Source organism: Rhodococcus sp. MH15 (assembly GCF_019266045.1).
GTDB lineage: Bacteria > Actinomycetota > Actinomycetes > Mycobacteriales > Mycobacteriaceae > Rhodococcus_F > Rhodococcus_F qingshengii.
In genome coordinates this window covers 227,015-242,293 of the sequence record NZ_LPNP01000060.1, presented here as the reverse complement: position 1 = coordinate 242,293, position 15,279 = coordinate 227,015, and the positions used below count along the sequence as shown (strand labels likewise).

General features: G+C 59.9%; 12 protein-coding genes. All 12 read left to right on the top strand.

From position 1 onward, the window contains the following. Positions 1-41: 41 nt before the first annotated feature. The 12 genes from ATN37_RS07760 (at position 42) to ATN37_RS07705 (ending at position 15,249) form a co-directional block, all read left to right on the top strand. Complete coding sequence (locus ATN37_RS07760; RefSeq protein ID WP_007726621.1) at positions 42-1,367, top strand: UDP-glucose/GDP-mannose dehydrogenase family protein; 1,326 nt, start codon at positions 42-44, stop codon at positions 1,365-1,367. 639 nt (positions 1,368-2,006) lie between these two features. Then, complete coding sequence (locus ATN37_RS07755) at positions 2,007-3,452, top strand: polysaccharide biosynthesis tyrosine autokinase (protein WP_007726623.1); 1,446 nt, start codon at positions 2,007-2,009, stop codon at positions 3,450-3,452. Positions 3,453-3,817: 365 nt separating this feature from the next. Next, a complete protein-coding gene (locus tag ATN37_RS33130) occupies positions 3,818-4,168 on the top strand; it encodes a GNAT family N-acetyltransferase (RefSeq protein WP_075832471.1) in 351 nt (116 codons plus the stop codon). 874 nt (positions 4,169-5,042) lie between these two features. Then, positions 5,043-6,566: a sugar transferase gene (locus tag ATN37_RS07745; RefSeq protein WP_075835176.1), complete on the top strand. Its 1,524-nt coding sequence runs from the start codon at positions 5,043-5,045 to the stop codon at positions 6,564-6,566. Then, a complete protein-coding gene (locus ATN37_RS07740; protein ID WP_064074617.1) occupies positions 6,553-7,878 on the top strand; it encodes an O-antigen ligase in 1,326 nt (441 codons plus the stop codon). Before ATN37_RS07745 ends, ATN37_RS07740 begins: the two co-directional genes overlap by 14 nt. Position 7,879: 1 nt before the next feature. After that, positions 7,880-9,091, top strand: coding sequence for a glycosyltransferase family 4 protein (locus ATN37_RS07735; RefSeq protein WP_007726630.1), 1,212 nt, complete (start codon positions 7,880-7,882; stop codon positions 9,089-9,091). Then, positions 9,088-10,299, top strand: a complete 1,212-nt coding sequence (locus ATN37_RS07730) for a hypothetical protein (RefSeq protein WP_218694978.1) — start codon at positions 9,088-9,090, stop codon at positions 10,297-10,299. The genes ATN37_RS07735 and ATN37_RS07730 overlap by 4 nt, the downstream gene beginning before the upstream one ends. Then, positions 10,296-11,192: a glycosyltransferase family 2 protein gene (locus ATN37_RS07725; protein WP_218694976.1), complete on the top strand. Its 897-nt coding sequence runs from the start codon at positions 10,296-10,298 to the stop codon at positions 11,190-11,192. The genes ATN37_RS07730 and ATN37_RS07725 overlap by 4 nt, the downstream gene beginning before the upstream one ends. Continuing rightward, complete coding sequence (locus ATN37_RS07720) at positions 11,189-12,355, top strand: glycosyltransferase family 4 protein (protein WP_054187550.1); 1,167 nt, start codon at positions 11,189-11,191, stop codon at positions 12,353-12,355. Before ATN37_RS07725 ends, ATN37_RS07720 begins: the two co-directional genes overlap by 4 nt. A 5-nt stretch (positions 12,356-12,360) precedes the next feature. Then, the gene (locus ATN37_RS07715; protein WP_063314866.1) at positions 12,361-13,155 is read left to right on the top strand and encodes a WecB/TagA/CpsF family glycosyltransferase; all 795 of its coding nucleotides are present in this window, start codon (positions 12,361-12,363) and stop codon (positions 13,153-13,155) included. 97 nt (positions 13,156-13,252) lie between these two features. Next, entirely contained in the window at positions 13,253-14,284 is a 1,032-nt protein-coding gene (gmd, locus tag ATN37_RS07710; RefSeq protein WP_003943655.1) for a GDP-mannose 4,6-dehydratase, read from the top strand. Then, positions 14,281-15,249, top strand: a complete 969-nt coding sequence (locus tag ATN37_RS07705) for a GDP-L-fucose synthase (protein ID WP_054187595.1) — start codon at positions 14,281-14,283, stop codon at positions 15,247-15,249. The genes gmd and ATN37_RS07705 overlap by 4 nt, the downstream gene beginning before the upstream one ends. The last annotated feature ends 30 nt before the right edge of the window (positions 15,250-15,279 follow it).

Genomic DNA, 15,279 nt, shown 5'->3' with positions numbered 1-15,279 from the left:
ATTATTCGACGTAAACTCGACTTCGACAGGCAGACATCGTTATGACTTCTCGTATTGCGGTATTCGGCACAGGCTACCTCGGGGCGACACACGCAGCTTGCATGGCCGAGTTGGGTCACGAGGTTCTCGGGGTGGATGTTGATCCGAACAAGCTCGCTATGCTCGAAGCTGGGGAGGTTCCTTTCTACGAACCGGGACTCGAGGAAGTACTGCGCCGCAACATAGCCGCGGGACGTCTTCGATTCACGGCTTCCTACGAGGAGGCCGCAGAGTTCGCCGACATCCACTTCCTCGGCGTCGGTACGCCGCAGAAGAAGGGGGAGTTCGCGGCCGACATGCGTTTTGTCGATTCGGTGATCGAGACACTCGCACCCCTCTTGACCAGGCCGACCGTAATCTTCGGGAAATCAACTGTGCCAGTCGGTACAGCAGAGCGATTGGGTGCGCGGGCACGGGAACTGGCGCCTGCCGGACAAGACGTGGAGGTGGCGTGGAACCCGGAATTTCTCCGGGAAGGCTACGCGGTGAAAGACACGCTTCACCCGGACCGGCTTGTGCTCGGGGTCGACCGCAATCGACCCGGACGTGCGGAATCGATTGCGCGTGAAGTGTACGAGCAACTCTTGAACGAAGGTATTCCCTTTGTTGTGACCGACCTTGCGACTTCGGAGTTGGTCAAAGCATCAGCCAATGCATTTCTGGCAACGAAGATCTCGTTCATCAATGCGATCTCGGAGGTGTGCGAGGCTTCAGGTGCGGATGTGACCGTTCTTGCCGATGCCATCGGCCATGACGAGAGAATTGGTAGGCGATTCCTCAACGCCGGAATCGGTTTCGGTGGGGGCTGCTTACCGAAGGACATCCGTGCTTTCATGGCACGTGCTGGTGAGCTGGGAGCAGATCAAGCACTCACATTCCTACGCGAAGTCGACAATATCAACATGCGTCGTCGTACTCGGATGGTCGAACTGGCTCGAGAAGCGTGTGGTTCTCTACTCGGAGCCAATGTGGCGGTTCTCGGTGCAGCCTTCAAGCCTGACTCCGACGACGTGCGCGACTCACCTGCGCTGAACGTTGCCGGGCAGATTCAGCTGCAAGGCGCTGCCGTCAATGTCTATGACCCGAAGGCGATGGGAAACTCGAAGGCGTTGTTCCCCACCCTCACTTACACTTCGAGCGCACTTGAAGCGTGTGCAGGCGCTGATGTCGTCTTGGTTCTGACCGAGTGGGCCGAGTTTCGAAAGTTGTTGCCGTCGGACCTCGAACCTGTCGTCCGCAAGAAGGTCATCATCGACGGACGTAACTGTCTGGAACCGACCACCTGGCGCGACGCAGGGTGGACCTACCGAGGTCTCGGAAGGCCGTAAACCGGTGAAACCTTCACGGAGGGTGGGTGTTGTAGGCATCGAGGGGAAGTGGCCGTGTGCCCGGGACCAAAGTCCGTCAGCGAGCGAGCTGTGGCCGGGGGAGATGCTGGGATAGCCGCTCGTGCATCACAGGGTGAGGGGCATGTTGCCTTGTTCGGTTGGTATGCATCAACTTCCGGCGGCAAGTTGCGTAGTTGGTCGTCGACGGACGTTGGTCCTACGGCCCGCGGTGGTATGTGACCCTTTCATGGTCGGCACAGTCGACTGACGATGTCTAGGAAGTTTCGAGGCTCCGTTGCGGTGGTGAAAAGACCAATGACGCAGTAGAGTTCAGCCTGGCTGCACGTTGTGTCTGCTCTGCGCGATGTGTGAGTGGGCCCGATGTCAGTGTCGCGGGTTTGTCAGTGTCGCGTGTTCGCCACTTCCCGATCATGCATCGGCCAGGAAGTGAGATGTGTGAGATGCCGTGAAGGCCTCTCCCCCCTGGCTGTTTCGGCAAATACCTCGCGCTGTGACGCAGGGACACGCGATAGAAGATTGGCTGCCTCGTTCAGCCTGCATTGAGTGCAGCGGCTCGACAGCGGCTGTCGATTACTACTCGAAGACGTGATACGTGTTCGAGCCGAAGGAGATTCGACGATGGATGTACGGGACTACCTGAAGATTTTGCAGGCACGGTGGAAGATAGTCGCTGTCGTCACTGTGGTCGTGATCTTGGGCGCATTGGGCGCCTCGTTGATTGCCACGCCGATCTACCAGGCTTCCACGCGCCTGTTCGTGTCGACTTCTACCGGAACAACCGTGAACGAGGCTTACCAAGGTAACCAGCTCTCACAGCAGTTGGTCACTTCCTACGCCAAGCTCCTTACCGGCGAGACACTGGCACAGAGAACGATCGATTCAGTCGGGCCCGATCGACTCGGCGGGCTTTCCGCTGCGGAGATTTCGTCCAAGGTGACCGCCACATCGGCGCCGGATACAGTACTGCTCGATTTGAGCGTGCAAGATGCGTCGCCTGAACTGGCACGTGAAATCGCAAATGCGCTCTCGGACGAGTTTGTCGTGATGGTCAAAGATCTGGGTACGCCCGCAAATGGTGGCACAGCACCTGCGCGCGTCGTTGTCGAACAGCGAGCACAAACTCCCGCGGAACCGGTGTCGCCGAAGACTTCGCGGAACGTGGCGCTCGGTGCCGCGATCGGGCTTCTGCTGGGGATCGGGTTGGCTGTGGTGCGTGATCGCCTGGACAACACCGTCAAAGAGCGCAAGGTGGTCGAAGACATCGCCGGCGCGGCGATGGTGGGAACAATTCCGTTCGACAAGGAACGCGAAGTTCATCAAGCGATCAACTTCCACGAGGGCAACTCCGCAAGTGCCGAGGCGTACCGCGAGCTGCGAACCAATCTGCAGTTCCTGGCCGTGGATCGCCCACCGAGTGTCATCGTCGTTACGAGTTCTCTTCCCTCCGAGGGAAAGACCACGACTGCGGTGAACATCGCACTCGTGTTGGCCGAGGCAGGCAAGAAGGTGTGTCTCGTCGAAGGTGACCTCCGTAAGCCTCGCGTCTCGAAGTATCTGGGACTTATCGGAAGCGTTGGTCTGAGCTCGGTCCTGGCCGGGCAAGCAGATCTCGACGACGTACTTCAAGTCACGAGCAATGCTGACCTGACGGTTCTTGCCTCAGGTCCGATTCCCCCGAACCCGAGCGAACTTCTGGGCACTGACACTGCCCATGCGGTCTTTACCGATCTCCGCAGAAGGTTCGACTACGTCATCATCGACGCCTCGCCGTTGCTTCCGGTTACGGATGCTGCAGTTCTTTCAGCGCTGGCGGACGGTGCGCTAGTGATTGCTCGTCACGGCACGACGAAGAGGGAACAGCTGAGCAGGGCGGTCGGCAATCTCCACAGTGTGGGCGCGACGATTCTCGGTACTGTCATCACGATGACCCCGCTGAACGGTCGTGGTGTCTACGAGTACAAGTACTACTACGATTCCGATCCGGTTGTCGCTGACGTGGCCGTGGAAGGGTCCGTGGACAGCAATCCAGTCGGCGAACGAAAGGTCACGTCGACAGTCATCTGACCTGGTCGTACGGTAAATCCCGACGCCTCACAGGGCCCTCGAGCAATGCTCGAGGGCCCTTCTCTGTGTGGTGAATCGGACGCAATTCTCTAGTCGGTTCCTCTGAGTCTGCGACGCGCAGTGCGGAATACGGGTTCATCGGCCGTCGCAGTAATTGGGTAGGCACGGGCATGCGGGATGTGACGCTGCGGTCTGAGCTGTCCCTGCTTGACCAGTGCCTCTATGACTGTCGATCTGGTTGCGCCCGACGGGGCCTTGGGCGTCTTGGTTGGAATCGCGTAGCGAGTGTGGCGGACCGCAGGCGGACCAGCCCGATTCGGCCTCGAGAGTTTCGCAACGCCTAGGTGTCGATCTGGCATCCCTCGATGGATTTGGACAGCGGGTGCGGGGGTTGTCGGCCAGCTGCGACTCAGCATGAACGAGTTCTTGGCCGATGTCGGTGGTCATATCGGCCACGGGTCCGTCGGTCGGAGGGCCGGAAAGGGATAGCGTCGACTGCTCTGGGTGAGGCGCTCGCGTATGTCGGCGACCCGGTGGGGCTCAGTCGCGTCCTGGTTACCTGCGACGAAAGGAACCCGGTTTCGCGTAAGGCAATCGAAGCGTGCGGGGGTTTACTCGAGAGCGTGCGCCCAGCTGATCAGTTGTCCCGCAATGTCGGTTGTTCGAGAGACACGCTCCGCTACTGGGTGCGAACGAGCGTGTCGAGCGTCCGTTGACCCTACACGGCCACACACGTTTGCCATGGCCATAGCCATAGCCATCGGTAGCAGTCGCCCCGCTTTGCAGCCGAGCGGCTGCGCAACTCGCATGTCCCTAATTGGGCTGTGCTGCAACTATTTCAGGACATCACCGGCGATCGCTGGCGGTCCACACTCCTCCTTTGCATGTCTGAATTCTCGGTGTCGCCCGATCGTAGGTTCGCGCAATGCCGGCCAGGAGTAGGTAAGACGCCCAGAGGCGAAGTGCCGAACAATCGTCCAGGGCTGAGTGGATGCTGAGCGCATCAAAGTATGGATTGCAGAGTGTTTACCAACCGCGTGCTGGTTTCCGTCCAAACGCGGAGCCCAAATGGGCTAGGCGATGAAAACTATAGGTACGCAATGGTAATGGTGAGCAATGTTCGCTCCGTCTTGTCGGAGGGTGAATAACTGACGTCAATGCTGGCATTGGGAAGAACTTCGGAAAGCGCTATTGCCACGCTGTCCGGAATGTGGCAAACTCCTCACTGGTACTGACCAGCTAGCCGAAGAGTTGCCAAGATGTGAGTCCTGGCAATATTGAGGCCGGCGACGTCAGCGGGCGAGGAGAAATCGCCGATCGTCCTGTGTTTGGGTTGTTAGTGGACTCTGCTTCAATCACGGGGTGTGAGCTGCGGCAATGCCGCAATAATCGACAGTTGGGCCGAGGCCTGACAATAGTCGCCGGGTTAACTGCAAGGCGCACGTAATGCGACCATACGCACTGAACGCAGCAATGCGGAGCAGTTGCTTCGCTGTCGAAGTTTCGGGAATCGGCAAGGCGGTCCGATGGACCTCGGCCGGTGAACATCTTCAGGCCGAATTCTGTGCATGGGGAAAGGTTTCTGAACACATGACGGTTCTCGAGATGGCCGCGCCCACGAAAGAGCGGCCACAACAACACCGACGAGTAACGCCGGAGAGGGCCGGTGGAGTTTCCGCACGCAGGAAATGGCAATCTGCGTATCTTCGTCGTCTGGCGATCACCGACACGATCATCGTTGCGGCAGTTGTGTTTCTGGCTCAATGGTGGCGATTCGGTAGCGACGCGGATGTCGTCGACGGTGAAGCATTCGGCCATTTCAGCTACACCGCACTGTCTTTCGCCCTGATTATCGGCTGGTTTGCCGTACTGAGGGTATTTCGGACCAGATCTCCTCGCGTGATCGGAAGCGGCCCTGAAGAGTACCGATTGATCGCTGTCGGAACGCTCCGCCTGTTCGGACTGATTGCGATCGCCAGCCTTCTCCTTCACCTGGAGATCGCGCGCCTGTACCTTGCCGTGGCGTTTCCGATGGGATTGACCGCCTTGATCGCGAGTCGTTGGATCTGGCGACGGGTGATTGCTCGTGAGCGAGCCCGAGGTGAATTTCGAACTGCCGTACTTGTGGTCGGTGTGCGAGGGGCGGTTGTCGATCTTGCACGCAACCTCGAGCGCGACGATGCCCATGGATACCGAGTTGTCGGAGTCTGCGTACCCGGCTACGGAGGAGACGTGGGCGAAGTTGTCACAGTGAACGGTCGGGACATTCCGGTGCTCGGAGACGAGCACAGTGTCACCGACGCAATCGAACAGGTCGGTGCCGACACGGTGGCAGTGACGGCGTCGGAGCGGTTCGGACCGGAAAGGCTGCGCACGTTGGCCTGGGATCTCGAGCGCGATCATGTGGACCTTGTTGTCGCACCAGGGATTCTGGATGTGTCCGGGCCGAGGCTCTCGATGCGCCCGGTCGCTGGATTTCCGCTGATCCATGTCGAGCGTCCGCGCTATCACGGCGCGCAGAAGTTCACGAAGACGACCTTCGACATCGTCTTCTCAACCGTGGTACTCGCCGTGATCAGTCCGGTGCTACTGGCGGCTGCGATCGCCGTCAAGCTCACGAGCAAGGGGCCGGTTCTGTACAAGTCCGAGCGGATGGGGTTGGACGGTCAGCCGTTCCCCATGCTCAAGTTCCGCTCGATGGTCCAGAATGCGGATTCACAGGTCACGGCGCTGATGAAGGAGAACGAAGGCGCCGGAGTGCTTTTCAAGATGCGAGACGATCCGCGTGTGACGACGGTCGGTCGATTCATGCGCCGATACTCGATCGACGAGTTGCCCCAGTTCGTCAATGTCCTCCGGCGTGAGATGAGCGTTGTAGGCCCGCGGCCACCGCTTCGGCGCGAGGTCGAGATGTACGACGACGCGGTCAGTCGTCGGCTACTGGTCAAGCCCGGTGTCACCGGCCTGTGGCAGGTCAGTGGACGTTCTGATCTTTCGTGGGAAGACACTGTCCGCCTGGACCTTTCCTACGTCGACAACTGGTCGATGATGGGTGACGTCATGATCGTCGCGAAGACGCTCAAGGCGGTGGTGGGAAGTGATGGCGCCTACTGACAAGAAGGCGGTACCGGCGCCTTGCGAAAATGAGGCGCCGAACAATCCGCTGATCTTGCGAACGGCATTGGTGATCGCGGTCATCGGCGCGAGCGGAGCCTTTCAGGCGTACACGCAGAGGACAGCGCTCGGATCGTTGCTCGTACACGGTTCGGCCGTTCTTTCGGCGACACTTGCGTTGGTCTACTTCCTCGACCGGCGATACTCACGCAATACGACGTGGCCTGTCTTCACGCTTATGATCTCGGCCGGCGTCCCGGCAACCAGCTGGTACTGGTCGACACTGCCCCGGAACTCCGCCGTCGCCGGCATCGTCGTCGTGTGCCTGGCGATCACGGGAATCATCGTCGCCCGTGAGTTGACCTTCGCGGTGCGAGTGCGGACTGTTGCCCTCACCTTGCTGGTACTTCTCGTGCTGTCGCTGATGGTCGTGTTCCTCGATCCTTCGACTGGCATCGACGTGGACACCCGCGCCGTTGCTTATCGCGGAATCTTCACGCACAAAAACACTTTGGGACGAATGGCTGCCATCGAAGTTGTACTTGTCGGTGTCATGCTCATGCTTCCCGACATCAAGCGTATTCCGTGGGTGGCGGCGCTTGCTGTCGCCGGCATCGTGTTGTTCGAGGCCCGGAGCCAGACCGGTCTCGTCGCTGCAGGGATTGCGCTGGCGACAATGCTTGCTCTGAGGTGCTTTAGACGGACACCGAACGCTCACCTCGCCTCGACTGTGATCATCGGCCTGTACCTCGGGGTGTCCGGCGCGATGAAGGTGCTCGGACCCGATGTCGCGGCGCTACTCTCGCGAGATGTCACGCTGACCGGCCGGTTACATCTCTGGACGGTATCCGACTACTACGCCGAACAGCGGCCTCTGCTCGGATGGGGCTTCGGCTCGGTGTGGGCGCCGGACAGTGCAGTGGGGCAGATGATTCGGTCAAAGCTGTCCTTTCCGGCGACCAGCGCACACAACGGAATGCTCGACATTCGGCTGCAGATCGGTTGGATCGGATTCCTGCTGCTGTTGGCCGGCTATTACCTGCTTCTGAGCACGGCGCTCGGGCGAGCCCGCAGCAGAACGGAGTACATCGCCGTCGTCGCGATCATGGCTCTCGTCTTCTCGATGGACTTGACGGAGTCGACGCTCTTCTTCGGCGCCATGTGGCTGATCGCATGGGTCTTCCTGGCGCCGTACGGACCCTCGACCCACCGCTCCCACAATGCGGGCAACGCCGAGTTGTCGATCCGTGGGGTTCGTGCCGACAAGAACGACGCGTACAGGTTCGCTCCGGAGCGAAGAGGAGGTCACTGAGATGTACAAGTCGTTCGATGTAGCGCGTTCGAAGCCCGAAGTGAACCCGACGTCCGCCGGTGGATTCACGCCGCCGAAAGCCTTGATGTTCCATGCGATCTATCGGAATCCGGGTGGTGAGGAGCAGAGCTTCGCCAACGAATCCAAGCTCCTGAAATCGATCGGATACGAGACGGTTCAGTGCACCACCGAGAATTCCAAGATCTCCCGGGGACCGTGGGCGGCAGTCACCGCAGTGTTCAGTCCTCGCGTACTCGTCGATGCGTTGCGCATCATCCGTTCGGAGCGCCCCGACGTCATCTACGTGAACAATCTCTGGCCGGCGTTCTCGGCTTCGTTGCTCGTGGCCGCAAGAGCCGCCGCAATTCCTACGTTGCAGGCGGTTCGAAACTATCGCCTCGCCACACCGTCAGCCAAGTTGCGCGCAGATGGCACGTGCACCGAATGCGGTTCCACCAAATACTTCACGAGTTGTGTCCGCAACGGATGCTACGGAAACAGCCGACTGCAGAGCCTTGTCTGCTACCTGAGCGCTACGGCGGTCAAGCTGAGCGTCTTGGGGTGGAAGCAGCACAGGTTCGTCGCAACGAGCGCGATGACAGCACGTCTGGTCGAAGGACGACTGATCAGTTCTGGCCGCGTCGTGGTTCGTCCGAACTTCGGATTCGAAGAAAATGAACCCGAGTTTCGGAGCACTGATTCGGTTGTGTGCGTCAGCCGACTGACACCGGAGAAGGGCGTCCTGGATTTGGTGCGCAACTGGCCGCAGGGCGCTGGAAGTCCCTCGCTCACAGTTCTCGGTGACGGACCGCAGTACGGCGAGATCTCCAGCATAAGCGCAGCTCTCGACAACGTCACGCTGGCCGGATTCACTTCGCACGAAGATGTGATCGAGATACTTCGCGACAGTGCGGCGTCCGTGGTGCCGTCTCAATGGGCAGAACCGTTCGGACGCGTTGCGATCGAATCGATGTCGGTTGGCACCCCGGTCATCTACGCAACCAACGGTGCACTCGCGGACATCGTCGGACCGGGCGGAACGCCTCTCAATACCTTGGAAGAGTCGTCGATACGCGAGGCCCTCGATCGAATCTTCGGAGCGGACGATCGATCGGCGATACGCAGATCCGCTTATCGTCACTACTCGAATCGCTTCACATCGCGCAAAGCGGCGACGTCGATGCGTGAGCTCATCGACGAGGTGAGATCGTGAAAGATCGTACTCGGCATGTGACATTCATGGCCGATCAAGGGCTTTCGAGCGTCCTCACTTTTGTCGTTCTCACCTCGGTGGCACGACTCGGTGGTCCGATCGAAGTCGGCCAGGTTGCCGTGATTCAATCGGCGGGTCTGTTGGCACTGGCACTGGGGAGAGCGATCGGCGTCGACGTCTGGCTGTCGCGAGGGGCGGGGTCCGACGAGCGTGGACCGGCGTTGGCGCCCACGATCGTGCTGGCGGCGGTATCGGTGACATCGGTGTGGGCACTGTTCGTGATCGCCGGCTCGGACTCGATGAATCTCACGGTATACGCCTTGGCTGCAGCTGGTTTCGTGGTGTTGGACGTGATACGCACGATGCTGATGCACGACGGTGCGAGTTGGATCTCTGTGTCGATACAGATCGTGACACTCTCGTTCGTCCTTGTTGCAGCTTTCCTGGTCGAGAATCTGACACTTGCACTCGTGACCTATACGGTCGGTGTCTTCGTCGCGCTCGCTCTCGGTCACGCATCCATGCGTCTGGTACCGCCGGTACCGTCGATCAGGTACTCGCGCACTCACCGATATAGATCAGTGCCGTTTGCGATCGAGATATTGATGGGATCAGCTGCTCAGCAGGCGATGTTCTTGATACTCACTGTGGTGGCGTCGATCTCGATGATCGGTGAGATCAGAACTGTCCAGACACTGCTCGGTCCGCTGTCCTTGATGTTCGCGGGCATCTCGCCAATTCTGATGCGTAAGTTCGGCAGTGGTGTCGAAGCGATGAGCCCGAGCGAGTGCATGGCACTCGGCCGCCGAGTGGGCTTGCAGATCTTCTGGGTTTCGATCATCTGCGTTTCGCTGATCTGTCTCACGCTCGAGATTCGACTCTCGGGAGTGCGATTGATGGATCATCTGGTCGGGCCGCACTTTCCGAACTTGATACCGGTCATTCTGCTGTGCGGGTTGGCGGTGGCGTTCAACGGGATTCTTCTGGGCGTCGGTACCTCGATCCGCGTCGTGGACAAGACCGCAAACCTCAACACATTTCGCGCCATGCTGTTGCCTCTACAGTTTCTGATCGTTCTCGGGGCGGGACTGACCGACAGCGCCGTACCCGTCGCAGGAGCATTGGCCGCGTCGGCGTGCGTCAGCGCGAGCGTCGCACTTCTGGTTTCGATGAACCGTGACGCCCGACCGAAAGTTGACCTCTCATGAAGAATCCCAACGGCGTCGTAGTGGCGATTCTGACCTTCCGTCGTGAATCGGAACTGGCTGTCTGCATCGACAGCGTCCGGGCATCGATCCAGGCTTCCGGTGCCTCCGCCCAGGTCGTAGTAGGCGACAACGATCCGGAATCCACCACGCCGACGTATGTTGCCGACGGGATCGAACGACTGCATCTCGGATTCGGCGGGGTATCTCCGGCGCGACGTGCGCTCGTCGATCTCGCCCGTGCACGAGATCGTCGTTACATCGTCTTCGTCGACGACGACGAGTACGTCGATGTCGACTGGCTGTCGAATCTCCTCACCTGCGCAGCAGATTTCGACGCAGGTGCTGTGGCCGGTCCTGTGATTCCGGTGGGTCTGCCTGCCTCGGAACTTCCATTGCACACTCGCGTTCGCCATTCGACCGGCACCCCGGTTGCGTCTGCAGGCGCTGGAAATCTGTTGTTGGACCTGAAGGCTTTGAACGGCTTGAACTTCAGTGACGACTGGGATCTACCTGGCGGCGAGGACACCGAGTTCACGCTCAGGATGAGCGTCGGCGGTGTCCGGTTGGTGTGGTGCGACGAGGCGCTTGCGTACGAACCCGTAGGCGAGGATCGGCGTCGGGATTCCTGGCTCTTCGCCCGGTATGTCAACAACGGACGAATCCTCGCGGTCTGTCAGGGACAGCTCGAGCTGCCACTGTTGGCGGCTCAGAGTGCCAAACGCGCTCTGCTCGTCCTCGCGTCGGCGACGTTGATCCCCGTTGCCTTGATCAGTCCACGGATCAAGCGCGTGGTTCTCGACAACGGTGCACGCAACATCGGTTGGTTCTCAGAGCGATTCAGCCGCAGCGATTCTCGGACGCCGCGCGCACAGAGGCTGGTGGTAGCGCGATGACACGGTTGTTGATGACGGCATACGCCTGCGATCCGAATCAGGGGAGTGAGTCCGGTGCGGGTTGGGCGCTTCTCTCGGCAGCTTCCGAACTGTGTGAGTCGATCACGGTGGTGACTCGCTCCGGTGAGGCTCCCGCATTGGAATCAGAGTGTGAACAGCTCGGTTGCGAAGTTCGTGTCGTGCGAATAGCGACTTTGCCCGCGGAAGAAGCCGGATCGTACGGTCGATACCTCCGATGGCTCTGGCACACTTCACTGTTCGTTCGGCGTGAAGCGGCAAACTTCGACGTCCTGCACCATGCAACTTTCGCCTCCGACTGGCTGCCCCCACCGGTGCTGTTCGGTGGAGCCGGCGGAGTACGACTGGTATGGGGGCCTGCTGGGGGCAACACCTACCCGCCGATGCGGCTCGCCAAGCGCATCGGTATGCGGTATCTGGCATCCACGGTAGTTCGAACCTGCTCGACGAAAGCCGTTCGGTCACTGACACACATCTTCATGTCCGGACGAGTTGACACTTTCATCGCGATGAACTCCGACAGCGGACGTGGCGCACCGCGGGCACGCAACGTCGTCGTCCAACCCAATTGTGTTCTGGGCTACGACGGAATCGAGAAGCAAGCGGTACCCAGACCGAAACGAAGACTCTTGTTCGTAGGAAGACTGTTGCAATACAAAGGAATCGACCTGATTCTGGATGCGCTCGAGCAGCTGGGTACCGAGTGGTCCATGACCTTTGTCGGGGAGGGACCCGCCCGCGGGCGGATCGAGAAGTCGCTTCCGTATCGGCGCGGTCAGATCACGCTTCGCGGATGGCGCGACAGATCGGAAGTGGTGGGCGAGATGGGGGCCTCCTCCGCTCTGCTCTTCCCGAGCATGCACGATTCGGGCGGCTGGGTGGCGGCCGAAGCGGCTGCGGTGGGCCTGCCGGTGGTCTGTTTGGATCTCGGCGGTGTGCCGACACTGGCAGGTAGGAACGCCGTGACGATCCCGGTTGCTCCGGCGTCGACTCTCGCCTCTCGTATCGCTCGATCGATTGTCGAGACCGAGCTTTCTCTCTTTGAACCGCAACGTGATTGGACTCGGTCCCGGTTGACATCGGTCTTGTCGCGCAGCTACGGCCAGTGCAATGAACGTCGACAAACGAACTCGGAAAAGTGGTGAGACAGATGAGCAGTCCGTTCGAGGTCATCGAGGTGGGTGGCATTCCGTTTGCCGCGACCAATCTCGAGAGAGCTACCGATTGGGTGGTCAACGACAGACGAGAGGGAGCCGGAACCGGAGTCTCCGTGAGGTTGTCGAATTCCTACTGCGTGTCGGCGGCGCACAGTGATCGCGACTACTCCGCGGTTTTGAAGGGTCCCGGTGTGAACTTCGCAGACGGAACCCCGGTCAGCTGGGTGATGCGCCTGATCGGCGGCACCGCCGATCACGTCGGTGTTCGACCAGTCCGGGGTCCGTCGTTCTTCGAGGCCACCCTGGACAAGGGACGCCGCGACAGCCTTCGTCACCATTTTGTCGGCACGACAGAAGAGACGTTGAGTCTCTTGACGGATCGAGTCGAGGAGTTATACCCGGGAATCAAGGTGGCCGGCACATATGCCCCGCCGTTTGCCGCGTTCAGCAAGGAGTTCGTCGACGACATCATCACGAAGGTCGATCCGACGTCACCGGACATCGTGTGGGTCGGTCTGGGTGCGCCGAAGCAGGACTTTGTCACGAAGGCGATAGCGGATCGAACCGACTACGTGGCCGTCGGTGTCGGCGCGGCCTTCGACTTCTTGGCCGGAACTGTTTCGGAGGCACCATCTTTCGTCCAGAACTCGGGTTTCGAGTGGTTGTATCGACTTGTATCCGAACCCAAACGTCTGTGGCGGCGCTACCTGTTCGGTAACTCGACATTCATACGGCTGGCATCACGTGACATACGAAAAGTCTTCGGCCGTTTGGGGGGACGCGCATGAGCGAGATCAAGACTGCCGAGCGATTCGGAGGACTACGGACCACAACCGTGGTTTCGCAACTATCAGGCGGGCTGTCCCGCAACGGAAGGAACGCAGGATGAAACGCGCACTGATTACCGGAATCACGGGGCAGGACGGCTCTTACCTTGCCGAGTTGCTGCTCTCCAAAGGCTACGAGGTTCACGGACTGATCCGTCGATCCTCGACGTTCAACACTTCGAGGATCAACCACATCTACGTTGACCCGCACGATGCGGATGCTCGACTTTTTCTTCACTACGGTGACCTCAGTGACGGAGCGCGCCTGGTGACACTACTCGCGCAGATCAATCCGGACGAGGTGTACAACCTCGCTGCGCAGTCTCACGTCAGAGTCAGCTTCGACGAACCGGAACACACGGGGAACACGACAGGTGTCGGGTCGATCCGACTACTGGAGGCGGTTCGGATGGCCGGACTCGACTGCCGGTTCTACCAGGCGTCGAGCTCTGAGATGTTCGGTGCCACACCACCGCCGCAGAACGAGGAGACACCGTTCTATCCACGCTCGCCCTACGGTGCGGCGAAGGTGTACTCGTACTGGATCACCAAGAACTATCGTGAGGCATACGGGATCTTCGCTGTGAACGGAATTCTGTTCAATCACGAATCCCCTAGGCGTGGTGAGACATTCGTGACGCGGAAGATCACGCGCGCGGTCGCACGCATCCAGGCAGGTATCGAGGATCATCTGTACATGGGCAATCTCGATGCGATTCGCGACTGGGGATATGCGCCGGAGTACGTGGAGGGAATGTGGCGCATGCTGCAGGTCGACGAGCCTGAGGATTTTGTGCTCGCCACCGGTGGCAACTACTCGGTGCGCGACTTCCTGACCGTCGCGTTCGAACATGCAGGTCTGAACTGGGAAAACCACGTTCGATTCGACGAACGTTATCTTCGGCCGACCGAGGTGGACGCACTGATCGGGGATCCGAGTCATGCCGAGCGCAAACTCGGTTGGAAGGCCGGCGTGCACACACCCGAACTGGCCCGGATCATGGTCGAGGCAGACATCGAAGCGCTCGAACACGAAGGGCGACCGTGGATCGACACTCCGGCACTTCCCGACTGGTCGGCGACGCGATGAGTGATTCATTCGCAGCACGACCACTCGATCGAGGCGCACCGTTCTACGTGGCCGGCCACCGAGGTCTGGTCGGCTCTTCGGTGTGGCGACACCTGGAATCTGCGGGCTTCACCAGGTTGCTCGGAAAGACGTCGGCCGAACTCGATCTACGTGACCGGGAAGCTGCTTTCGATTTCTTCGCCCGCGAAAAGCCGACCAACGTGATCCTCGCAGCAGCAAAAGTTGGGGGGATTGCGGCGAATAGCACTTTCCTCGTCGACTTCCTGTCGGAGAATCTGCGCATCCAGGTGAACGTGCTCGACGCTGCCCTCGCACACGGCGTCGAGCGTCTCCTGTTCCTCGGATCATCGTGCATCTACCCGAAATTGGCACCGCAACCGATCAAGGAGGAATACCTGCTCACCGGGCATCTCGAGCCGACCAACGACGCCTATGCAATAGCAAAGATCGCGGGAATACTCCACGTTCAAGCTGCCAGGCGGCAGCATGGTCGCCCCTGGATCTCAGCTATGCCCACCAACCTGTACGGCCCGGGAGACAATTTTTCGCCGCACGGATCGCACGTACTTCCCGCCCTCGTTCGGCGTTACGACGAGGCGCAGTCGTCGGCAGTCCAGTCGGTTGTCAACTGGGGGAGTGGCAATCCGCGACGTGAATTCCTGCATGTCGACGACTTGGCGTCGGCGTGTCTGCATCTGCTCGACAACTACGACGGTGCATCGCATGTCAACGTCGGAACCGGCGAGGACCACACAATTCGTGAGATCGCTTCGATAGTCGCCACGGAGGTCGGATACACCGGAGAGACGCGGTGGGACACCTCGAAGCCGGACGGAACGATGCAGAAACTGCTGGACGTGAGCATGATTCGGAAACTCGGATGGCGGCCGACAATCGGATTGCGCGAAGGAATCGCGTCGACGATCTCGTGGTACCGCGACAACATCGGTGCCGTACGTACCTGAATCGCTTTTCCCATCAACACACTTCGCACA

Excerpts from the sequence above, each read along its gene's own strand:
- ATN37_RS07760 (WP_007726621.1), top strand. The coding sequence starts at position 42 with ATGACTTCTCGTATTGCGGTATTCGGCACAGGCTACCTCGGGGCGACA.
- ATN37_RS07755 (WP_007726623.1), top strand. The coding sequence starts at position 2,007 with ATGGATGTACGGGACTACCTGAAGATTTTGCAGGCACGGTGGAAGATA.
- ATN37_RS33130 (WP_075832471.1), top strand. The coding sequence starts at position 3,818 with ATGGATTTGGACAGCGGGTGCGGGGGTTGTCGGCCAGCTGCGACTCAG.
- ATN37_RS07745 (WP_075835176.1), top strand. The coding sequence starts at position 5,043 with ATGACGGTTCTCGAGATGGCCGCGCCCACGAAAGAGCGGCCACAACAA.
- ATN37_RS07740 (WP_064074617.1), top strand. The coding sequence starts at position 6,553 with ATGGCGCCTACTGACAAGAAGGCGGTACCGGCGCCTTGCGAAAATGAG.
- ATN37_RS07735 (WP_007726630.1), top strand. The coding sequence starts at position 7,880 with ATGTACAAGTCGTTCGATGTAGCGCGTTCGAAGCCCGAAGTGAACCCG.
- ATN37_RS07725 (WP_218694976.1), top strand. The coding sequence starts at position 10,296 with ATGAAGAATCCCAACGGCGTCGTAGTGGCGATTCTGACCTTCCGTCGT.
- ATN37_RS07720 (WP_054187550.1), top strand. The coding sequence starts at position 11,189 with ATGACACGGTTGTTGATGACGGCATACGCCTGCGATCCGAATCAGGGG.
- ATN37_RS07715 (WP_063314866.1), top strand. The coding sequence starts at position 12,361 with ATGAGCAGTCCGTTCGAGGTCATCGAGGTGGGTGGCATTCCGTTTGCC.
- gmd (WP_003943655.1), top strand. The coding sequence starts at position 13,253 with ATGAAACGCGCACTGATTACCGGAATCACGGGGCAGGACGGCTCTTAC.
- ATN37_RS07705 (WP_054187595.1), top strand. The coding sequence starts at position 14,281 with ATGAGTGATTCATTCGCAGCACGACCACTCGATCGAGGCGCACCGTTC.